Annotated in this window: 18 protein-coding genes; 12 read left to right on the top strand and 6 right to left on the bottom strand. The window is 66.8% G+C overall.

Annotation, left to right across the window (positions count from 1 at the left end; translation table 11 throughout):
- Positions 1–68: 68 nt before the first annotated feature.
- The gene (locus tag ABNX08_RS35665) at positions 69–1133 is read right to left on the bottom strand and encodes a VWA domain-containing protein (protein WP_022540073.1); all 1065 of its coding nucleotides are present in this window, start codon (positions 1131–1133) and stop codon (positions 69–71) included.
- A gap of 528 nt (positions 1134–1661) precedes the next feature.
- Positions 1662–2675 carry a tripartite tricarboxylate transporter substrate binding protein gene (locus tag ABNX08_RS35660; protein WP_349605880.1) on the bottom strand — a complete coding sequence of 338 codons (1014 nt, stop codon included), beginning with the start codon at positions 2673–2675 and terminating at the stop codon, positions 1662–1664.
- Between the two features lie 229 nt (positions 2676–2904).
- Between ABNX08_RS35660 and ABNX08_RS35655 the strand changes: the two genes are divergently transcribed.
- From ABNX08_RS35655 to ABNX08_RS35615, 9 genes are all read left to right on the top strand, one after another.
- Complete coding sequence (locus tag ABNX08_RS35655; protein ID WP_349605879.1) at positions 2905–3645, top strand: IclR family transcriptional regulator; 741 nt, start codon at positions 2905–2907, stop codon at positions 3643–3645.
- 31 nt (positions 3646–3676) lie between these two features.
- The gene (locus ABNX08_RS35650; RefSeq protein ID WP_349605878.1) at positions 3677–4426 is read left to right on the top strand and encodes an SDR family NAD(P)-dependent oxidoreductase; all 750 of its coding nucleotides are present in this window, start codon (positions 3677–3679) and stop codon (positions 4424–4426) included.
- On the top strand, positions 4419–5582 hold the full coding sequence (locus ABNX08_RS35645; RefSeq protein ID WP_349605877.1) for an acyl-CoA dehydrogenase family protein: 1164 nt from the start codon (positions 4419–4421) through the stop codon (positions 5580–5582). The genes ABNX08_RS35650 and ABNX08_RS35645 overlap by 8 nt, the downstream gene beginning before the upstream one ends.
- A 23-nt stretch (positions 5583–5605) precedes the next feature.
- Positions 5606–6106, top strand: coding sequence for a MaoC/PaaZ C-terminal domain-containing protein (locus ABNX08_RS35640; protein WP_349605876.1), 501 nt, complete (start codon positions 5606–5608; stop codon positions 6104–6106).
- Entirely contained in the window at positions 6103–8256 is a 2154-nt protein-coding gene (locus tag ABNX08_RS35635) for an acetate--CoA ligase family protein (RefSeq protein ID WP_349605875.1), read from the top strand. The genes ABNX08_RS35640 and ABNX08_RS35635 overlap by 4 nt, the downstream gene beginning before the upstream one ends.
- A complete protein-coding gene (locus tag ABNX08_RS35630) occupies positions 8250–9020 on the top strand; it encodes a citryl-CoA lyase (protein ID WP_349605874.1) in 771 nt (256 codons plus the stop codon). Before ABNX08_RS35635 ends, ABNX08_RS35630 begins: the two co-directional genes overlap by 7 nt.
- Positions 9021–9101: 81 nt before the next feature.
- Entirely contained in the window at positions 9102–9455 is a 354-nt protein-coding gene (locus tag ABNX08_RS35625) for a hypothetical protein (RefSeq protein ID WP_349605873.1), read from the top strand.
- 54 nt (positions 9456–9509) lie between these two features.
- Positions 9510–10622 carry a CaiB/BaiF CoA-transferase family protein gene (locus ABNX08_RS35620; RefSeq protein WP_349605872.1) on the top strand — a complete coding sequence of 371 codons (1113 nt, stop codon included), beginning with the start codon at positions 9510–9512 and terminating at the stop codon, positions 10620–10622.
- Positions 10623–10731: 109 nt separating this feature from the next.
- Entirely contained in the window at positions 10732–12300 is a 1569-nt protein-coding gene (locus ABNX08_RS35615; protein WP_349605870.1) for an AMP-binding protein, read from the top strand.
- 76 nt (positions 12301–12376) lie between these two features.
- On the opposite strand, the gene ABNX08_RS35610 is transcribed toward ABNX08_RS35615, so the two are convergent.
- Together ABNX08_RS35610 and ABNX08_RS35605 are read right to left on the bottom strand one after the other, a co-directional pair.
- On the bottom strand, positions 12377–13168 hold the full coding sequence (locus ABNX08_RS35610; RefSeq protein ID WP_349605898.1) for a class II aldolase/adducin family protein: 792 nt from the start codon (positions 13166–13168) through the stop codon (positions 12377–12379).
- On the bottom strand, positions 13126–14043 hold the full coding sequence (locus ABNX08_RS35605) for a tripartite tricarboxylate transporter substrate binding protein (RefSeq protein ID WP_349605869.1): 918 nt from the start codon (positions 14041–14043) through the stop codon (positions 13126–13128). The genes ABNX08_RS35610 and ABNX08_RS35605 overlap by 43 nt, the downstream gene beginning before the upstream one ends.
- Before the next feature lie 19 nt (positions 14044–14062).
- On the opposite strand from ABNX08_RS35605, the gene ABNX08_RS35600 reads away from it, so the two are divergent.
- The gene (locus ABNX08_RS35600; protein WP_349605897.1) at positions 14063–14590 is read left to right on the top strand and encodes a LysR substrate-binding domain-containing protein; all 528 of its coding nucleotides are present in this window, start codon (positions 14063–14065) and stop codon (positions 14588–14590) included.
- An 84-nt stretch (positions 14591–14674) separates the two neighbouring features.
- Here the strand turns inward: ABNX08_RS35600 and ABNX08_RS35595 are convergent, their stop codons facing one another.
- Positions 14675–15817: an acyl-CoA dehydrogenase family protein gene (locus tag ABNX08_RS35595; protein ID WP_349605867.1), complete on the bottom strand. Its 1143-nt coding sequence runs from the start codon at positions 15815–15817 to the stop codon at positions 14675–14677.
- Between the two features lie 32 nt (positions 15818–15849).
- On the bottom strand, positions 15850–16620 hold the full coding sequence (locus tag ABNX08_RS35590; protein WP_349605865.1) for an enoyl-CoA hydratase-related protein: 771 nt from the start codon (positions 16618–16620) through the stop codon (positions 15850–15852).
- 248 nt (positions 16621–16868) lie between these two features.
- Between ABNX08_RS35590 and ABNX08_RS35585 the strand changes: the two genes are divergently transcribed.
- A complete protein-coding gene (locus tag ABNX08_RS35585) occupies positions 16869–20690 on the top strand; it encodes an IS630 family transposase (RefSeq protein WP_349605864.1) in 3822 nt (1273 codons plus the stop codon).
- 347 nt (positions 20691–21037) lie between these two features.
- Positions 21038–22015, top strand: a complete 978-nt coding sequence (locus tag ABNX08_RS35580; protein WP_349605862.1) for a tripartite tricarboxylate transporter substrate binding protein — start codon at positions 21038–21040, stop codon at positions 22013–22015.

The raw sequence follows: 22015 nt of genomic DNA, 5'->3' as shown, positions 1-22015 counted from the left end.
TGCACCCATGTCGGAGGCAACAGGACGGTTCGCGAAGCGGGTGCCGAACCGGTCGCCTGCGCTTCAGTTCACCTCCGGAACCACAGCAGCGACAGCCCGCACGCCGCCACCAGCAGCAGGACCGAGGCCGCCGCCAGCAAGGCACTGATCTCGATTTCCCTGCGCTCGAGCGCGAAACGGGCACTCAGCTTGCGATACACCTGCGTCAGGTCCGCGGCCGAGCCAGCCTGGAAGTACTCGCCGTCAGTGAGCGTCGCGACCGCGCGCAAGGCGGTTTCATCCAGCTGCATGTAGTAAGACAGGCTCGACACTGCCGCACCCGCGTCCTGCGGCGTACCGAAGCCCACGGTATAGACGCGCACGCCGCGCTGGGCGGCCATACGCGCGGCGTCCAGAGGGTCGGGGCCGGTGGTGCGGCGACCATCGCTGAGCAGGATCACCGCACCGTGCCGGTAAGAGCCGGGCTGCGCCGCCGGCCGCTCCTGCTCGCGCTTGCGGACGGCGTCCGCCGCGGCGGCCTCTGTCAGCGATCTGCCGCCGGGCCCGGGTGCGAGCGACTCGCCGCTGAAGAGGATCGCTTCCAGGTCGATGCCATCGTCGGGGAACAACACCGCCAGCGCCTGGATCAGTCCGCTGCCGGTCGCCGTGCCGCGCTGGAGCTGGAAGCGATCGATCGCGTCGAGCATGTCCTGCCGGTTGTCGGTGGGGGGCAGCACCACGGTCGCCGTGGCGGCAAAAGAGACAATGCCCAGGCGCACGCTGGCCGGCAGCCCGACGATGAGATCCCGCGCAGCCTGCTGGGCGGCGCTGATCCGGGTGGGCGCGACGTCGGTCCCCTCCATGCTGCGGGAGGTATCCATGGCCAGTACCAGGGTGATGGTGTCGGACGGCAGCGTGATGGTCGCGGTAGGACGGGCGCAAGCCAGCAGGGCCGCGCCCAGCGCGAGCAGGAAGAGCAACGGCGGGATGTGACGCCGCAGTCGTTGGTTGCGACCCAGCGCGGCGCGCGGCAGCGCAAGACTGGCATACAACAGGGCGATTTTCTTGCGCCGCGCAATCAGGTACAGGTAAGCGGCTGCCAGCAGGGGGAGCGAGAGCAGCAGCCAGAGCATTTGCGGCCAGAGAAACTGCATGCCCTGCTCCTTGGCGCGTGGGTAAGACGATGGTACTGCATTTTCCACGGCGGGACGGGACCTCGGGGCCAGCAATGAAACGGGTAACGATCTACGGATGGGTCTCGAGCGGCGTCCGCGCCGCAGGCCAGCCGTGATCCCCGTGCCACACGCCCGAAATCTTCCCCACCATCCCGCCCCACCCCGCGCGACGAACTCGGCAAGAACGAACCGCCTGGCGGCAAGAACGGGCCAGGCGGCAATCGCGAAGCCCGCCACGTCGGCTCCGGCGTGGTCGTGACCGAAAGCAGCATCATCCACGCCAGCTACCACGTCATTGCCGACGCGCTGCGCGCGGAGGTGATGTTCCATGACGGGTCTAGCCACAAGAAGCGCCAGGCAAGTAACTGCACTGCAGAGGTGGTGTCTCACGGAATGCCGTCGCCATCACCGTCGAGTTTCACAGCAGGCAGTTCTTTATGTAAAGGCGCGCTTCAGCGCAGGATGTCATCAGACTGCGGATCTCAAATTCAAGCTGACCCCTCGCCTTCAATCCATAGTTGCCCCAGAACGCTCAATCGTGGATTTCCATTTGATGCGCTCCGCCTGCACAAAGCTGGCAAACCGCTCGCCGCTTAGTGGCAGCGGCATGCCCCCCATCTTGCTGATCGCCTCAATCGCCGAGCCGTCTTGCAGCACACGCCCCACCTGATCCTGCCATGTCTTGACGATCGGCGTCGACGTGCGGGCTGGGAAAAACAGCCCGATCCAGGAGGTGGACTGCGCATCGGGATAGCCGGCCTCGGCGATGGTTGGCACCTGCGGCAGCAGCGGCAGACGCGTGGGCCCTGTCACGGCGAGCGCGCGGAGCTTGCCGGCCTGGACTTGCGCCAGCGTCGACACCGGGTAGTCGAACGTCATATCAACCTGTCCGCCGATCAGGTCGTTGATCGAGGGTGCACTGCCCTTGTACGGGATGTGCACGAACTTCACGCCGGCCTGGGCCTGGAACAGTTCGGCTGCCAGGTGTGTGCCCGTGCCGTTGCCCGCGGATGACACGGTCAGCTTGCCGGGATGCGCTTTGGCAAACGTCACCAGCTCTTTGACGGATTGATAAGGCAAACGGCCGTTGACCACCAGGATGTTCGGCACCGACATCAGTCCATGTACCGCGACGAAATCCTTCGCCGGGTCGAAGCGCAGCGATTTGTACAGATATTGGTTGGTCGCCATGGTGCCCTGGGTGCCCAGCAGGATCGTGTAGCCGTCGGGCTCGGCCCGCGCAACGATCTCGCTTGCCACGTTGCCGCCGGCCCCCGGGCGGTTATCCACGATGACCTTGACGCCAAAATTGCTCGTCAGCCTGGCGGCCACCAGCCGGCCCAGTTGGTCAGTGATGCCGCCGGGCGGCCCAGGTACCACTAGCGTCACCGGCTTGAACGGATAAGCCGCCTGCGCTGACGCCGGCGGGGCGACTCCACACACGCTCGTTGTGATCAGGGCCAAGGCGATGGCCCATCCGCGGCCCGCGCGTAGCGAACTCTGGTGGAAATGGCGAAACATCTTCGGTCTCCAAGGTGTGCAACATACGCCGCTTTAGTGCGCGTAACGCCGCTTTCTATACGAATTCATCGCTTTCGTACGACGATAACTCGTATAGTACTTCGATATATCGTATTAGCAAGTCATTTGACGGTTGCCCGGCAACAGCAAAATTTCTTGACCACATTACGAAATACCGTATAGTTATCCCATATCTCGTAGACAGCCGCAAATTCCAGGAACCCCGAGCATGCCCACCCTGATCCCAGCCGCCAGCCGAACCATGGCCGTTTTTGAGGTGTTTGCCCGCGAAAAGCGCGAACTTTCCAACTCCGACATGGCGCGCCTGCTGTCGGTCGCCGAGAGCAGTTCCTCCGACCTGCTGCACACCCTGCATTCGCTTGGCTACCTGATGCGGACGTCGCGCACGCGCCGCTTCTACCCCACCGGCCGCCTGTTCGAGACCGCGCGCGAAATCCGGGAGAACGACCCGCTGACTACGCTGGCCCAGGAAACCGTGGAGCAACTGACGGAAAAAACCAATGAGAGCGCCTTCTTTGGCGTGCTCGAACCCACGGCCGTCAAGGTGGCCGCGGCACAGCCCAGCCGGCTGCCGCTGCGCTACATCCTGGACGTGGGCGAACGCGTCGCCCTGCACGCCTCCGCGCTAGGCAAAGCCATGCTCGGCCTGCTCCCGCCCGAGGCCGCGCGCGCCAGGCTGGAAAACATCGACCGACGCGCCGTCACCCAGTACACCGTGGTCGAGCTCGAGCCGCTGATGGCACAACTGGCGCAAGGGCGCGAACTCGGCTGGTACGAGGCGCGCGACGAAGGCACCGAAGGCGTGACCGCGCTGGCAGTCGCGGGATGGCTGGGAGACCAGCCGGTCGGGATCTCGCTGGCGGGCCCGGCCGAACGTATCGCCAAGAACCGAGAGAACTACCTGGCGGCACTGCGCGAAGTCCGGAATTCGCTGCTGGCCGACAGCTGAGCTAACCCATATACAGAGTGGAGACAAAGAGATGGACTTAGGACTGAAAGATCGCGTCGCGGTCATCACCGGCTCGGCGCGAGGCATTGGCGCCGAGACCGCACGCATGCTGGCACAGGAAGGCATGGCGGTTGTCATCAGCGACCTTGACCTCGATGCGGCCGTCGCGACCGCGCGCGGCATCGAGGCCGCCGGCGGCAAGGCCATCGCGGTGCAGTGCGATGTGCGCGACGAAGACCAGGTACGCAAGATGATGGCGGCGGGCAACGAAGCATTCGGTGGCATCGACGTACTGGTCAACAACGCCGGCCTGGTCAAGGACCGCACCATCCTCAAGATGGACGAAGCCGACTGGGACCTGGTGCTGGGCGTGACGCTCAAGGGCGCGTTCCATTGCTGCCGTGCCGCGCTGCCGCACATGCATGAGAAGGGCTGGGGCCGCATCATCAACATCAGCTCGCGCGCGCTGTTCGGCAACCCGGGCCAGGCCAACTATTCCACCGCCAAGGCAGGGCTGGTCGGTTTCACCCGCGCGCTGTCGCTGGAGCAGGCGCGCAAAGGCGTCACCGTCAACGCGATCGCTCCGGGCTATATCGAGACCGAATACATCAAGAGCCTGCCGAACTACGACACCATCCTCGAGAACGTGATGGCGAAGAACGCGGTGACCTTCCCCGGCCAGACCAGCGACATCGCCGGCGCGGTGGCCTTCATGGCGTCGGAGCACGCGCGCTACATCACCGGCACCACCCTCTTCGTGACCGGAGGCCGCTATGGCTGAGCCAATGGTGGACGTGGACGGCCTGGATGCCGGCCAGCAATTGCTACGCGACAACATCCGCCGCTACCTCAAGGAGCATTTCGCGCCGCGCATCCAGCAGGCCGAAGCGGACAAGCGCTTTCCACACGAGTTGCTGACCGGCCTGGGTGATTTCGGGTATTTCGGCGGCTACCTGCCTGAAGCCGACGGCGGGCTGGGCCTGGACTACTTGACCTGGGCGGTGATGATGGAAGAGGCAGGCTATTGCTGGCTGTCGCTGCGCATCCTGCTCAATGGCCTGAACATCGTTTCCGGGATCATCAACGCGTACGGCACCGAAGACCAGAAGGAGCGCTTCATGCGCCCGCTGCTGCGCAACGAGCGCAAGACCTTCGTGTCGATCTCGGAGCCGGACGTGGGCTCCAACGTGGCCGAGATCAAGACCCGCGCCGACAAGCGCGGCGACCGCTACGTGCTCAACGGCAGCAAGCTGTGGATCACCAACGGCATGTTCGCGGATTTTGGCATCGTGGTGGCGCGCACCTTCAGCGACACCTGCAACGGCGAACTGTCGCTGTTCCTGGTCGAGCGCAATGAGACGAAATACGAGATCAACCGCGTCGAGACCATGTTCGCGCGCAGTACCGGCACCGCCGCCTTCACCTTCGAGAACGCCGAAGTGCCGGCCGCCAACCTGCTCGGCAAGGAAGGCCAGGGCCTGAAGCAGATCCTGATCGGCCTGAACTTCGGCCGGCTGAACGTGGCGATGGGCGCCGTCGGAGCCGCCCAGTCCGCGTTGGACCTGTCGATCGACTATGCGCTGCAGCGCAAGCAGTTCGGCCGCCCCATCGGCGCATTCCAGCTGGTGCAGAAGCATATCGTCGACATGACCATGAAGACGCAGGCAGCGCGCTCGCTCGGCTACCGCGCCGCGCGCTCCATGCAGAACGGCACCTCGCGCACGGAATGCTCGATCGCCAAGCTGTATGCCACCGAGGCCGCCTTCGAGGTTGCCAACCTGGCGCTGCAGGTGCACGGCGGCATGGGCTACGCCACTGAATACCCCATCGAGCGCATCTTCCGCGATACCCGCGGCGGCATGATCCCCGAGGGGACGACGGAAATCCAGACACTTATCATCGGCCGCGAGATCCTTGGCATCTCGGCGCTGACCTGAAGACATTGAGGAGACACAAGAACATGACCCAATCCGCTATCATCGACGAAATCGCCCAGACCGCCATTTTCTGGGAAGACCTGACCGTCGGCACCCGCTACACCACCTCGTCGCGCACCATCACGGAAGCGGACGTGGCCGCCTTTGCCGCGCTGACCGGCGACTTCAACAAGGTCCACGTCGATGCCGAGTATGCCAGGGGCACCATCTTCGGCCAGCGCATTGCGCACGGCATGCTGGTGGCCTCATTCATGGCCGGCCTGACCTCGCGCTCGATTCCCAACCAGCTGATGGAAGGCGCCCTCTTCAGCGTGCTGGAGAACCGCCTCAAGTTCCCCAAGCCCACCTTCATCGGCGACACCCTGCGCGTGGAGATCGAAGTAACGGAGCAGCGCCCCACCAGCCGCCCGGAGCGCGGCATCGTCGGCTTCATGCGCCGCGGCGTCAACCAGCGCGGCGAAGTCGTGGCTGAAATGGCCGCCACCTGCCTGTTCAAGCGCCGCCATCCCGGGGAAGCGCAATGAGCACTGTGAACGCAGCAGACGCGAAGCCGTCGCTGTGGTTCAGCGACCTCTCCCGGCTGGTCCTGCCGCACTCGATCGTGCTGGTCGGCGCCTCCGAGAAGCCCGACAGCATCGGCGGCCGCACGCTGGAAAACCTGACCAAGTACTCGGACTTTCGCGGCGACCTCTATTTGGTCAACCCGGGACGCGCCGAAATCCACGGCAGGCCCTGCGTGGCCTCGGTCAAGGACCTGAAAGAAGCGCCTGACCTGGCGATCCTCGCCGTGCGTGCCGATGCCGTGCTCGAGACCCTGCGCGACTGCGGCGAGCTCGGCGTCAAGTTCGCCATCGTCTTCACCTCCGGTTTCGGCGAGACCGGCGAGGCCGGACGCGCGGTCGAAGCCCAGATGCGCGAGATCGTGGCCCGCACCGGCATGCGTATCTACGGCCCGAACTGCCCCGGGCTGAACAATATGAATGCGCCGCTGGGCCTGACCTTTTCGCCGGCGTGGCGCATCGACCGGCGCCCCGGCCCGATCGGCGTCGCCACGCAGGGTGGCGGGCTCGGGCGTTCGTTCATCCAGGCGATGGACCGCGGCGTTGGCATCGGGCTATGGTGCTCCGGCGGCAACGAAGCGGATCTCGAGGTCAGCGACTACATCCACTACATGGCGGATGCTCCTGACATCGAGGTCATCGTGACCACGCTGGAAGGCGTGCGCAACGGCCCGCGCTTCATGGCGGCCGCCCTGCACGCCGCGCAGCGCGGCAAGCCCATCGTGGCCATCAAGGTCGGCAAGTCGGAATATGGGGCCAGGGCCGCGCAATCGCACACCGCGGCCATTGCGGGCTCGGCCGACATCAACAGTGCGGTGTTCCGCCAACTGGGCATCATCGAGGTCGACGACATCGACGAACTGATCGATGTGGCCTCGCTGCTGGCGCGCCGCAAGCCCACCGGCCGCGAACAGCTTGCGGTGTACAGCTTCTCCGGCGGCACCGCCGCGCTGGCCTCCGACATGGTCGGCACCGCCGGCCTGAAGCTGGCCGAGTTCGAGCCGGCGACGATCGACGCACTGGCCAAGGCGCTGCCGGGTTTTGCCGCCATCAACAACCCCGTCGACGTCACCGCCGAAGTGCTGGTCAACGCCGAGGTCAGCTACACCACGCTGAAGGCCACCGCCAGCGACGCGAACACCGACCTGGTGCTGGTGCCGATCCCGGTCGAATACGGCCAGACCACGGTGCTGCTGGCCGACAGCATGGTCCGGGTGCAGGACGAAGTCGACACGCCGATCGTGCCGGTCTGGATGAGCGATCGCACCGGCGAGGGCCAGCGCCGCATGATCGATGGGGGCCTGATGCCGATGCGCGCAGTCGGCAACGCCGTGCTGGCCGTCAGGCGCTTTATCGAGTACGGCCGCTGGCGTGCCGGATTCGACGGCGCATGGCGGCCGCTGGGCAACGTAGCCGCCTCGGACGGCACCACCAACCTGTCCGAGGCCCGCACCAAGGCGCTGCTGGAGCTGGCCGGCATACCGGTGCCGCGTGGCGTGGTGGCCCGCTCGGCCGACGAAGCCGCGCGCGCCTTCAGCGACGTGGCGAATGGCCGCGCGGTCATGAAGATCGTCAGCGCCAGCATCACCCACAAAACCGACATTGGTGGTGTGTGCCTGGGAATTGTCTCCGAAGCCGAGGCGAAGGCCGCCTTCGCGCAGATCCATGCCAACGGCACCAGGGCCTGCGATGCGGCGCAGATCGAAGGCGTGCTGGTCGAGCCGATGCTGCCCGGCCCGTTTGTCGAGGCCGTGGTGGGCATTCACCGCGACCCGGTGTTCGGCCACGTCTGCACCTTCGGGCTGGGCGGCGTCAGCATCGAGCTGTTCAAGGACGTGAGCCGGCGTTTGTTGCCGCTCACGCCCGAGTCGGCCCGGCAGATGATCACCGAGACCCGCTGCTATGAGCTGCTCAAGGGCCATCGCGGCCAGGCAGCCTATGACATCGACGCGCTCGCCGCTACGCTGGTGCGGCTGTCTGACTTCGTCGTCAGTCACGCCGACCGCATCGACGAGCTGGAAATCAACCCGCTTGCGGTCAGGCCGCAAGGACAGAGAGTGACTGCGCTTGACGCCGTCCTCTCGTATCAAGGCACGGAGCCTTTGACATGGTAAAGACTGAAATCGGCTACACGACCACCGACACCATCATGGTTCGTGGCCTGAACCTCGCCACCGAGATCATCGGCAAGTTCGACTTTGTCGACATGATCTTCCACACCACCCTGGCACGCCTGCCCAGCCCGCAGGAGAAGACCATGGTCAATGCCCTGCTGGTGACCACGGCTGACCACGGCATCACGCCCAGCTCGCTGGCCGCCCGCCTGACCTACATTGGCGCGCCCGAAGCGCTACAGGGCGCGGTCGCGGCGGGCCTGCTGGGCGCCGGCAGCGTCTTCCTCGGCACCATGCAGAACGCTGCCGAGATGCTGAACGAAGGCGCGCGCGAGCTGAGCAACGATTCTACCGACGAGCAGGTCCTGGACGCCGCGCGGGCCGTGATCCGCCTGCACAAGGAGCAGCGCCGCGCCATCTATGGGGTCGGCCACCCGATCCACGTCGACGGCGACCCGCGCGTGCCGACACTGCGCGAGCTGTCGCGCACCAACGGCTACTACGGCGTGCACTGGCGCCTGATGGACGCCATCGGCCACGTGCTGACCAAGGAACAGGGCAAGAACCTCCCGCTCAATGCGGTGGGCGCCATCGCGGCGGTGGTGGCGGCCATGGGCCTGGACCCGCTGATCGCGCGCGGACTGTCGCTGGTCGGCCGTTCCGCCGGGCTGCTGGCGCACGTGATGGAGGAGAAGAGCGCGCCCATGGCCCGTGAAGCCTGGCAGCTCGTCCTCAAGGACGACCCGCGCAACGAACTGCCATGACCGCCCTGCCCTTCCACCCGGCCGCCGGCGGCATGCATTCCATACCGGGCTGACGCGATGCCGCGGCTATCCCAGACCCGTATGGAAGGGCTGATCGACCTGCGGCAGGAGGTCCGGCAGTTCAGCCGGGACCTGCTGCAGCGTGCGGCAAGTTCGACGCCTGACAGCGACCGCCACGCCTACGACACGAGGTTGCGGCAGCTGATCGACCGTTGCATGCGCAGCGCCGATCCGCGCCTGAAGATCCTCTGCTATGCCGCGGCGGCGGAACTCGGCATTCCGGTCGAACTGCAAGCCGACGAGTGCAGGCAGGCCATGTCCGGCGGCAGGGGCTTTGCGCTGCGCGTGCTGTTCTGGGCGGCGCACCGCCGCATGCTCGGCGCCCGGCGGGTGCGCATGCCGGGCCAGATGCCGGCGCCCTCTTATCCCTGGTGAGCGCTGGCGCGCCCCGCGTCCGGGGTCCCGGGGTCCGATATGTGGAGTCAAGATATGGAAACAAACAAGCAAGGCCCGCTGGCAGGCATCCGGGTCCTGGAGATGTCGGGGATCGGCCCCGGGCCCTTTTGCGGCATGCTGCTGGCCGACCTGGGCGCCGACGTGGTCGTGATCGACCGCGTACAGCCCGACGCGCCGGAAGCCGAACTCAGCAGGCATGCGCTGTCCCGGCGCGGCAAGCGCGCCGTGGCCATCGACCTGAAGACGCAGGCCGGCGTGGCGACCGTGCTCGACCTGGCCGCCCACTGCGATGCACTGATCGAAGGCATGCGGCCTGGCGTGATGGAGCGCCTGGGGCTGGGCCCGCAGGTCTGCCTGCAACGCAATCCGCGCCTGGTCTTCGGGCGCATGACGGGTTGGGGCCAGGACGGCCCGCTTGCCCGTGCCGCCGGGCACGATATCAACTACATCGCGCTGTCCGGCGCGCTCTGGTATGCAGGCCAGCCCGGCACGGCGCCCGTGGCCCCGCCCAGCCTGGTTGGCGATGTCGGCGGCGGCGCCATGTATCTCGCCGTCGGGCTGCTGGCGGGCATCATGCATGCGCGCGCGACCGGCAAGGGGCAGGTGGTCGATGCGGCCATCGTCGATGGCAGCGCCCATATGATGACGCTGCTGCACGGCTTGCTGGCCTCGGGCAGGATGGAAGCCGCGCGTGGCACCGGCGACCTGGATGGCTCGCACTGGTACAACACCTACCGGTGCGCCGATGGCGACCATATCTCGATCGGCCCGGTGGAACCCCAGTTTTATCGGGAATTGAGGCAGAAGCTCGGCCTCGACGCCGATCCGGCCTACGATAACCAGTACGAGCGGGCGGCCTGGCCGCAACTGCGCGAGCGCCTTGCCGACCTCTTTGCCAGCCGCGACCGTGCCGCCTGGTGCGCCCTGCTGGAAGGCAGCGACACCTGCTTCGCGCCGGTGCTCAGCCCGGAAGAAGCGGCGGAGCATCCGCATATGCAGGCGCGCGGCACCTACGCGCGCGCGCGCGGCGTGCTGGAGGCCAATCCCGCGCCGCGCTTCTCACACACGCCGGCCGGCAGGCCGGGGCCGATCCCGCGCAGGGGCGAACACACCGAGGCGGTGCTGGCCGACTGGCTGGCACGCTGACAACACTGGCGCGGCGCATACGCGGCACCTGCGGCGGCACATGTGCGGCGCCGATAGAACCGGCGCATGTTCCGCCAGGCATGCGCCACTTTGCATGACGGAGACAACAATGAAGATGAACTTCGCCCGCTTGACCGGGCAACTGGCGATGCTCCATCGCGACCGGGAGGCGCTGGTCAACATCGAGCGCAAGCGGCGTTTCACCTATGCCGAGCTGCATCGCTTCACCAACCGGGTCGTCAACATGATGCGCGAACGGCTGTCGCTGCGCCGTGGCGACGTCTACCTGTGCATCCTCGAAAACGACAACCTGTCGTTGCTGCACGCCTGGACCGCCCTCAAGGGCGAGGCCGCCGTGGCCTGGACCAACTACCGCGATGCCATCGACGAGCACCGCTGGCAGGTGGAGTTCATCCGGCCCAAGGTGGTGTTCCTTGAAAACGCCCTGCTCGACCGCTACTTCGACATGCTGCACGAGCGCGGCATCCACGTGGTCTGCATGGACCCGCCGGCCACGCCCCGCGCCGGCCTGTCCTGCTTCACCGACCTGATCGAAGGCGTGGCCGACACCGACCCAGGCATTGAGAGCGCCACCACCAGCGATATCCTGGTGTACCGCTTCACCGGCGGCACCACCGGCAAGAGCAAGTGTGCCCAGTACACCATGGACAACTGGCTGTCCAACCGCGATTCGTTCTACGCCGTCGACGAGCACTGGCTCGACACCGACACGCGCTACATGCACATGGCGCCGATCAGCCACGGCTCGGGCATGGGCATGCTGCCCACGCTATTCCGCGGCGGCTGCACCGTCACGCAGAACGTGCCGGACCTGGCCGACTGGTGCCGCAACGTGCAGACCGAGAAGATCACCATCGGCATGATGGTGCCCACCCTGCTCTACCGCCTGCTGGACATGACCGAGGCCACGGCATACGACCTCTCCAGCCTGACCACCCTCTTCTACGGCGCGGCGCCGATGAGCCCGGTCAAGCTGCGGCAGCTGCAACAGCGCTTCGGCAATATCTTCGTGCAGGTGTATGGGTCGACCGAGTGCATCCAGCGTGTGAGCGCGCTGACCAAGGCCGATCACGCCACTGCCACCGACGAACGGCTGGGCTCGGCCGGCCGGGTGATTGCCGGGACCGAACTACTGGTCGTCGACGAGGCTGGCAAGGAGCTCCCGCCGGGCCAGACCGGAGAAATCTGGCTGCGTGGCCGCGGCATCATTCCGGGCTACTTCAACAACCCGGAAGGCACCGCCGCCGAGTTCGAGAACGGCTTCTGGAAGTCGGGCGACCTGGGCTACCTGGATGAAGACGGCTTCCTGTTCATCGTGGACCGCAAGAAGGACATGATCATCACCGGCGGCTTCAACGTCTACGCCATCGAGGTCGAGGCCGCGCTGAACTCGCATCCCGACGTTGCCATCTCGGCCGTGGTCGGTGTGCCACACGAGCAATGGGGCGAAGCCGTGCACGCCGAAGTCGTGCTCAAGCCAGGCGGCCAAGTCAGCCAGGAAGACCTGATCGAGTACGTCAAGCGCAGCATCGGCCGGTTCAAGGCGCCCAAGGCGATCACCTTCGTCGCGGAGTTACCGGTCAGCGTGGTGGGCAAGGTGCAGCGCCGGCAGGTGCGGGAGAAGTACTGGAAGGGGCACGCGCGCCGGGTGGCCTGATACGCGCAGTAACCAGCAGAGGCGGATCCCGGTGCTCGCCAGGATCCGCCTCTTCGTTTGCGGGGACTCGCGCCGGTCAGTCCTTGTAGCCGGGATCGATCCGCTCCACCAGCCGCACCAAGGCGGGCCATTCGCGATTGCCGAAGGTGTCGGCGCGAACGTCCATCACGGCCCGCGTGTCGTCGATGACGTGCTGCGGCGGCAAGACCAGCTCCGTGCCGGAAGCCATCGCATCCATCTGCGCGCGGCAGGCCATCTCCAGCCAGTAGATGCGGTTGAACGCCTCCGCCACGCCCGGCCCTACCGCCAGCAGCCCATGGTTGCGCAATATCACCACCTCGTGGTTGCCCAGCGAGCGGACCAGCCCGGACTGCTGGTCCAGCTCCACCACCGGACTGTCGAAGTCGTGGTAGCCGGTTTTCCCGTAGAACCGCAGCGCGGTCTGGGTGATCGGCAACAGTCCCGCCCGCGTGGCCAACAGCGCCATCCCGGCGCGGGTATGCGTGTGGATCACGCAGCCCACGTCGGGCCTGGCCCTGTGGATCGCCGTGTGGATCACCATGCCGGCGCGGTTCACCTCGTAGCCGTGCTCATTGTGCGGATCCAGCAGCACGTTGCCGTCGAGGTCGATCTTGATCAGGTTCGACGCGCAGATCTCCGAGTACAGGTAGCCATACGCATTGATCAGCAGATGTTCCGTGCCGGGGATGCGCAGCGTAATGTGGTTGTAGATCAGGTCGGTCATGCCGTACCGGTCCACGAGCCGGTAGCAGGCAGCCAGCCGCACGCGCGCGGCACGGAATTCTCGTTGGTCCTGTGCACGTCTTACTCCACGCGGATATTGCGCGCCTTGACGACCTTGCTCCAGCGCGCGGTTTCTGTGTCGAAATACCGGTTGAGCTGCGCCGGGGTCATGATTTCCGGTTCCATGCCGTAGTCGGTAATCTGCTTGCGCACCTGCGGCTCCATCAACACTTCGCCGACCGCATGCGCCAGTTTGTCGATCACGCCCTGTGGCGTCCTGGCGGGCGTGACGATGGCGAGCCAGGAATTGGCGACCACGTCCGGGTAGCCCGACTCGGCAAGCGTGGGCACGTTCGGCATGGCGGGCATGCGCCTGGCGCCCGTGAACGCGATGGCGCGCAGCTTGCCTGCCTTGATATAGGGAGCAAACAGCTGGAGCGTGTCGATCATGACTTCAAGCCGGCCGCCCAGCAGGTCGGGCATGACGGCTGCGGCGCCCTTGTACGGGACGTGGTCCAGCTGGATGCCGGCATGCATGGAGAACAGTTCCCCCACCAGGCTCGCGCCCGAGCCCACGCGCGAACTGCCATAGCGCAGGCGGTCCGGATGGGCCTTGCCCCAGGCGATGAGGTCGGCAACCGAGTGGATCGGCAGATCGGCGTTCACCACCAGCAGCAGCGGCACCTGGGCCATCATCGCCACCCCGGTCAGGTCCTTGAGGGGGTCATAGGGCAGCTTGCTGTAGAGCAGCGGATTGGCGATGTGCGCCGGCACCGTGGTGAGCAGCGTGTAACCGTCCGGCTCGGACCTGGCGACGTAGCTGGTGCCGATCTGCACGTTGCTGCCGGGCTTGTTCTCGATGTAGAAACTCGCGCCAAGCCGGCTGGCCAGCCTGGCGCTGATCAGCCGCGACACGGCGTCGATCGGCCCGCCCGGTACGGAAGGTACCACCACCTTGACCGGCCGTGCCGGATAGGCCGGCTCCGCGGCGTGAGCCACATGGACGCCGCACACGGCGCTGCAGTCAGGGGAAGCAGACCTGGCATGCGGCGGAATGACCGCCGATGTGCCGCGTGATATCGCCCATACCGGGCTACGGCCACTCAGTCTCAAGATCGTCGCCCGGGCTGACCACCCTCGGCTCGGCACGCTCAAGACACCGGCAGACCTGGCGCTGGAGCGCTGGGCCCTGCCGCAAGCCTCGTCCAGCCTGTACCAGGTGCTGGCCGACCAGTTTGCCGAGCGCGGTCTGCCGCCGCCGCGCATCGCCGTGGAATGGCCCGGGTCCGGGATTGCCATCGCCGAACTGCTGCGAAATACCGATCTGCTCAGCCTCGTGCCGCAGCGCACCCTGACGCAGCCGGAAGGCCGCGAGCTGTGCGTGATCGGCGGCGAGGATGTCTTGCGCCAGCTCGAAGTGGCCGTGTTCTGGCGGGCCGATGGCTATCTCTCCCCGCTGTGCCTGGAGTTCCGCGAGGCACTGCTCGCCTTCTGCAAGGAAGATGACACGGCAGGCGGTGCGCCCGAGCGTGCGTCGGTGTGGTGAGGGCTGGTGGTGTAGCGGGATCGCGTAGTACCAAAGAGAAAAGGCCGGCGCCCCCCCGACGCCGGCCGTCTTCACGCACTACCTTCAGACAAACGCCGATATCCCCGTCAGCTTGCGCGAGATGAACAGCCGCTGGATTTCCGTGGTGCCGTCGGGAATCGGGATGATGATGGCTTCACGCAGATAGCGCTCCACGTTGAACTCCTTGGTGATGCCGTTGCCGCCATGCAACTGGACCGCATCCCGGCACACCTGGACCGCGGCTTCGGTGGCGAAGGCCTTGGCCATGGAGGCTTCCAGGTCGCAGCGCACGCCGGCGTCCATCATGCCGAAGACCCGCATGCACATCAGGCGGGCCGCGTCGAGCATCATCGCCATGTCGGCGATCTTGGCCGCGATCAGCTGGTGGCTGGCGATGACCTTGCCGAACTGCTTGCGCTCCTTGGCATAGGCAATCGACTCTTCCAACGATGCCCGCATGATGCCGACCGAGAGCATGCCGACGTGGCCGCGGGCGTGCTCGAACATCTTCATGGTGTTCTTCAGGCCCGCGCCTTCGTCATCGATCAGGTTGCTGGCCGGCACGCGCGCATCGGTGATGAAAATCTGCGCGGTCGATTGCGAGTTCAGCCCGATCTTCTGGATATTGCGCGCCTCGTAGCCGTGCGCTTCGCGATCGATCAGGATGTGCGACAGGCCGTTCTCGCCGCGAACGGTGCAGATCAGGAAGTCTGAGTAAAAGCCGTTGGTGATCCAGGTCTTCTCGCCGTTGACGATGAAATGGTCGCCGTCGCGCACCGCGCGGGTCTTGATCTCGGCCACGTTGGAGCCGACGTCCGGCTCGCTGATACCCGCGCAGCCGAACAGCGTGCCGGCCAGGATGCCCGGCAGGTAGCGGTCGCGGATCTCGGGCTTCGCCGACAGCAGGCGGCGCGCGATGCCGTTGTTGATCATCACCGTCAGTGCGATATCGCAGGAGCAGGCCACCAGCTCCTCGAACAGCATGCAGTGGGTGGTGAACGACAAGCCCATGCCGCCATGCTCGACGGGAAGCGTGCAGCCGGGCAGGCCGAACTGCGCGATCTTCTGCGTCAGTTCGCGCATGATCTCCTTGGGGATGAAGCGGTCGCGGTACTCCTTGACCACGGGCCGGATCTCGGCCTGCAGGAACTTGCGGAAGCTCTCGACCGCCAGGGTCTGGTCTTCGGTGGGAAGTTGGTAGGTCATGTCGGTGCTCGTTGCGGATGTCGGGGACGGGCTCAATAGCCCTTGAACTGGGGCTCGCGCTTCTCGGCGAAGGCACGCAGGCCTTCCTGGATGTCATACGAGCGCTTGTGGTCGCGCAACTCCAGCACCTCATGGCGCAGCGCGTCGGCGGTGGTCTTGTCGGTCGCCTGAGACACCACGCGCTTCATGCGCGCCAGCACCAGCGGGCTCTTTCCGGCGAGCTTGTCCCCCAAGGCCTGTGCGCGATCGCTCAGTTCGGCATCGGCGATGACTTCATTGACGAGCCCATAGCCCTTCATCTCCGCTGCGCTCAGCGAGTCGCCGGTGAACAGCAGGTAGCGGGCCACGTTGTCGGGCACCTTGCGCGGCAGGATGGCGGCGCCGCCACCGCCAGGGAAGACGCCGTAGTTCGAGTGCGCGTCGCCCAGGCGGGCGCTTTCGGCGGCCAGCACGATGTCGCAGGCCAGCACGACTTCCAGGCCGCCAGCCAGTGCCAGGCCATTGACCGCAGCGATCACGGGCTTGGGGAACGAACGCAGCGTGTCGAAGAACTCGACGATGATGTCGAGCGAGTCCTTTTCACCGGGGATCGGCGCTGCGGCGCCCTGCTTCAGGTCCGCGCCGGCGCAGAAGGCGCGCCCGGTGCCGGTCACCACCACCACGCGCACGGCGGCATCGTCGCGCCACGCCTTCAGCTGGATGGTCATGCCCTCGACCATGGCGCGGGTCAGGCTATTGAGCTTGTCGGGGCGATTCAGGGTCAGCCAGCCGACCGAGCCGACCAGGGCTTGCGAAACACTCATCTGTCTCTCCAGGTAATAGATTGGAACGGACATCCGTCCTGATGTCTTGGCAGGATCAATCTATTCGCCCGTCACGCTCCCGGCACTACTCATTTCGGGGTGGGCGAAGCGGCCACGCGGCGCGAAACCCCTGTTTTCCCGGCATTTCCACAAGCATGCTGGTCACGGAGAGTTGCACGCAAAACGGAATTTATGTTCTACTGCCCCACGAAATCCGGGACCTTCGGCAAGCCAAGTGGAGTGCACAAATGCGAGTTGCCCCTGACATTGTGCTCACGGCGGCGGAGCGGGCCGAGCTGGAGCAGTTGCTGCACGCCGGCCACGGCGAGCGGCTTGCGCAGCGTGCGCGCATGGTGCTGCTCGCCGCCGACGGCATGCAAAGCAAGGACATCGCCGAGCAACTCGGCGTAGGCCGTGTGCAGGTGTCGCGCTGGCGTGAGCGGTATGCGCAACTGCGGCTTGCCGGCATCGAGGCCACCCTGCCGCGCGGCGCGCCCCCGGTGAAAGTGGATATCGAACGGCTGGCGGCATTGACCGCGCAAAGCCGGCCGGATTCGCCCGCCCCCTGGAGCACGCGCAAACTGGCCGAGCAGCTTGGCGTGAGCGCGGCCAGCATCTCCCGGCACCTGCGCGCGGCCGGCCTCACGTTGCCTGTCGCGCAAGCGCGCGACAGGCAACGTGAGGCCGATCTCGGGCTGGGCGGGCAGCAGCCGGAGATCATGGGCCTGTATATGTCCCCGGCAGAACATGCGCTGGTGCTGGCTGTCGATGCCGGGGCCGCGCCCGTTGCCGGCGCGGCAGACCATGGCGTGGCGGCGCAAGACAGCAGGCAGCCCGGCGTCACGCGGCTGCTGGCTACACTCCGGGAAATGCAGGAGAACGTGCAGGCCCTGCCGGACGCGCAGCAGCGCGGCACCGAGTGGCTGGCCTTCCTGCGCAGGATCGAGCGCAGCGTACCGCCGGGCCGGACCCTCCACCTGCTCGCGGACAACTATCCGACCCATCACCAGGCCGCGGTGCAGAAATGGCTGGCACGGCATCCGCGCATCCGTGCGCACTTCGCGCCGAATCCGGCCGCATGGCTGCGCATGCTGCAGCGCTTTTTCCGCGCCACCGCAGCGGGGCCGCAGCGAGCCGGCATCCCGGTCGTGCTCGCTGCGATCGACGCCCACCCGCCCCGCGCCGACGGCAAGCCTTTCACCTGGGTAGCCGCCATCGAACACAAGCCCGCACAAGGGACCACGGTGTTAAGTTCCATCGACGATGCAACACAAGTGCCAGACTCCGGGGCGGAGGGAAGCACCGTCGCGCCGCCGCCGCTGGCCGCCGCCGGCTTGCCGGCGGGCAGCGCCGTGGAGTCGGTGGCCAGCACCAAGGTCATGCCGCCGCGCACCGCGCGCAACCTGATTCCGCGCGAAGCGCTGATGGCACGCCTGCAGGATGCGCGGCGCCAGCGCTGCATGGTGGTGCAGGGGCAGGCCGGCAGCGGCAAGACCAGCACGCTGCTGGCCTGGCGCAGGTCGCTGCTGTCGCTCGACTATGACGTCACCTGGCTCACGCTCGCGCCGGAAGACAACGAGCCCACCCGCTTCTTTGAATGCCTGTTGGCAAGCATCGGCGAGGTGGATCCCGCCATCGTGCGCGAAGCTGCCCTGCTGATCGGCCACGACAGCGACGATGCCGCCATCGAGCACTGGGTGATCAGCCTGGTGCAGGGGCTGGCCGCACGCCGGCGCGAGATCGTGGTGATGCTCGACGACCTGCATCACATTGACGACCCCCGCATCTACCAGGCGCTGCAGTGGCTGCTGGACTACGCTCCCGGGCACGTGCACCTGGCGCTCAGCTCGCGCAGCGCGCTGCCGCTGTCGCTGGAACGGCTGCGCTCGCAAGGGAGGCTGACTGAGATCGACATGCGCGACCTGCGCTTTACCGCCGACGAATCGGAGCGGTTCCTGTGCGACCGCCTGGGCGTCATCGACAAGCGCGACGCCGCCGCCCTGCATGCACTGACCGACGGCTGGGTAGCCGGGCTGCAATTGTTCGCGGTCGACATGCGCACGCGGGAGGGCGGCACCTACCCGCTGGTGCAGGTGCGCGATGCGCGCACCTTCGCCAGCTATTTCGAACAGGAAGTGCTGGTGCGGCTGGTACCTGACGAGCTGGACATGCTGACCCGCATGGCCGTCTGCAACCGCATCTGCGCCTCGCTGTGCGCGAGCGTGCTCGGCAGGCCGCTAGACGCGCCGCAGATGGCCACCCGCCTGGCGCGACTGGAGCTCGACAACCTCTTCCTCACGCAGATCGGCAGCCATGACCGCGAGACCTGGTATCGCCTGCACCCGCTGCTGCGCGAGGTATTGCTGACCCGTGTGGCAGGCTGGCCGGAGGCCGTGCAGCGCGCGCTCCACGCCGATGCCTGGCACTGGTTCCGCGAGCGCGGCCATATCGACGATGCCGTGCACCACGCGGTGCTGGCCGGCGACGCCGGGGCGGCGGCCAGCATGGTGGAACACTGTGCCTACGAGCTGTTGTCGGGCGGGGAACTCGGCCAGCTGGCCAGCTTGCTGCGCCGGCTGCCGGCTGAACAGGTCCAGTCGCGCTTCGGCCTGCTGGTTGCGTCCGCCTACCTGCAGCTCTACACCAGGAAGTTCGACGCGCTCAGGGAAAGCCTGGGCCGGATGGTCTCCCAGCAGGACCGGCTCGACGCCGGGCAGCGCTACGCCATCTCCCTGCTGCGATGCGGCCTGGCGTTGCAACAGGACGATACCGATACGGTCTATGCATTGCTCGACGACGTCAGCGCCATCCCCCCGGACGCGACCGATTTTGCCTGGACTGGTCGCAGCAACGTGTTGTCGTGGGCCTACGTCTATCGGGGCCAGTACGACCGCGCGCGAGCGGTCCTGGACGATACCGGCGAACGCCCCGCCGCACCGCGCAGCCGCCTGCTTGGCCGCTGCATCAGCGCCATGAGCCTGGCCCTGGAGGGCCACATCGCGCAAGCGGAGAGGACCGTGCGCGAGGTACTGCACGAAGCCGACCAGCGCGGCCCGGCCTATGCCGGCGTGTCGTGCATGGCCACCGGGCTGCTGGCGGATACGCTGTACGAGCAGAACGATTTGGAGGGTGCGCTCCGGCTGCTTGAGCCACGCATTGATGTCCTGGAACGTGTCTCGCTACCCGACACCGTGCTGCGGGCACTGCTGGTGCTGTCGGAGTCACAGCGGCTCACTGGCCGGCGCGCCGAGGCAGACGCCTGCCTCGCCCGGCTCGCCAGCTATGCCGACCGATTGGGGCTGGACCGGCTTCGGGTCATTGCACTGGAACTGCGCATGCGGCGCCACCTCGACGCGGGCGAGATGGAGCAAGCAGGCAACATGCTGCAGCGTATCGATGCACTGGCCAGCGCCCATGTCGCCTCCGGGGCCGGCAAGGCGCTGAGGATCGCCTATGGCGCGGAGCGCGCCCGCATTGCGATGTGTCTCTACGTCCATGATTTCGCCGGCGCCGTGCCGCGTATCGGGGGCTATATCGAAGCGTGCCAGCAACGGGGCCAGCAGGTCCGGCTGGCCGCGCTGTGGCTGCAGCTGGGGCTCGCGCAGCAGCAGCTCGGGAATGCTCAGGCGGCGTTGCAGCACTTCCGTCAGGGGCTGCAGATCGGGCACCGGCTGGGTCTGGTGCGCACCCTGCTCGACGTGTCCGCGGACCTGCCGCGCGTGCTCGGGTCGCTGCTCGAGACCCACACGCTCGACCCCGTGCTGACGTTCTACGTGCAGCGCTTGCTGTCCGCCGCCGCGGCCACCGCCACGCAGTACCAGGGCGGGGCCCGCCAGGGTATGCCAGCCGCTTCCGCCGACGCGCTCAGCGAGCGCGAGCGCGAGGTCCTGAACCTGGTCGCGCAGGCGATGCCGAACAAGAAAATCGCCTTGGTGCTGAACCTGTCGCCTGAAACGGTGAAGTGGCACCTGAAGAACATCTACGCCAAACTCGGCGTGAGCGGCCGCGGTGGCGCCGCCGCGCGCCTGCGCGAGTTCGCCGCCGGACAGCCGGCCGCCCGGCGGCCCTGACCGCCAACGGGCGGCTTCCTCCCCCCAGCTCACGCCAGCTCGCCCGGGCGCCGGCTGCACACAGCAGCGGGCCATGGCACGTGGCATGCGCCTGGCCGCGCACAAGCGGCACTGCATGCCATTTCATGCGAAACACCTGAACACCCCGCCAGCCGCTCCTCTGCCACCGCCCCCCCAGGCCGGGGAGTGCCCTCCTCCCCTCGCAAGCCAATCATTCAGCAAGACGAAAGCAAGGCGATACCGGTGTACGCGCCGTTCCTGCAAGGAACCGCAGCCGGCATCGTGCGGCGCGGCGCGAGCCGCTGCCGCACGCATAACCATCAAGCAACGAACGACAGGAGACCTGCATGACCACTTTCACCGCTCCCGCCAGGCGCCGCATGGCGGTATTCGGCACGCTGCTGGCCTTGGCCTGGCCGGCCGCCGCACAGAACTACCCCGAGCGGATGGTGCGGGTGGTTTCAGTGTCGAGCGCCGGCACCGGCGCCGACAGCTACACGCGCCTGCTGGCGAAGTACCTGGGCGAGAAGCTGGGACAGAGCTTCGTGGTGGACAACCGGCCCGGCGCCAACATGATGATGGCCGGCGAGTACGTGGCCAAGGCGGCGCCGGATGGCTACACGCTGCTGCTGGCGACCTCCGGCACGATGGCCGCCAACCCCAACCTGTTCAAGCACCTGCCCTACGATCCGCGCAAGGACTTCACGCCGATCGCACGCTTGTCGATGCTGCCGGTCGCCATCGTAGTGCCGGCCACCTCCCCGTACCACAGCGTGTCCGAGCTGGTGGCAGGCGCGCGCGCCCGGCCCGGCAAGCTGAACTACGGCACCGCCAGCGCGCCCTCCCAGGTGGCCGTGGCAGCCTTCAACGAGGCTGCCGGCATCAAGGCCGTCAGCGTGCCGTACAAGGGCATGGCCAACATGATCACCGACCTGATCGGCGGCACCATGGACTACGGCCTCACCGACGTCGCGTCAGCGGTGCCGCAGATCCAGGGCCGCAAGCTGCGTGCCCTCGCGGTCATGAGCCCAAGCCGCATGGCCCTGCTGCCCGATGTGCCCACCCTGGCCGAAGCCGGCGTGCCCGGGGTCCAGGTCGCCAGCTGGACCGGCCTGTTCGCCCCAGCTGGCACGCCGCAGCCAATCATCGACAAGCTCGCGCGGCTGAGCCTTGAATTCGTCAATTCGCCGGAGGCCCGGGCCCACTACGCCGAGCGCGGCAGCCTGGCCTTCCCCGCCACCGGTCCCGAGCTCAGCAAGATCATCGTCGAGGACCAGAAGATGTGGAAGCGGCTCATCAGCATCGCCGGCATCCAGCCGGAGTGA

It is taken from the genome of Cupriavidus sp. DF5525, assembly GCF_040149425.2.
Classification (GTDB): domain Bacteria; phylum Pseudomonadota; class Gammaproteobacteria; order Burkholderiales; family Burkholderiaceae; genus Cupriavidus; species Cupriavidus pickettii_A.
This window is presented reverse-complemented; position numbering and strand designations above follow the sequence as displayed.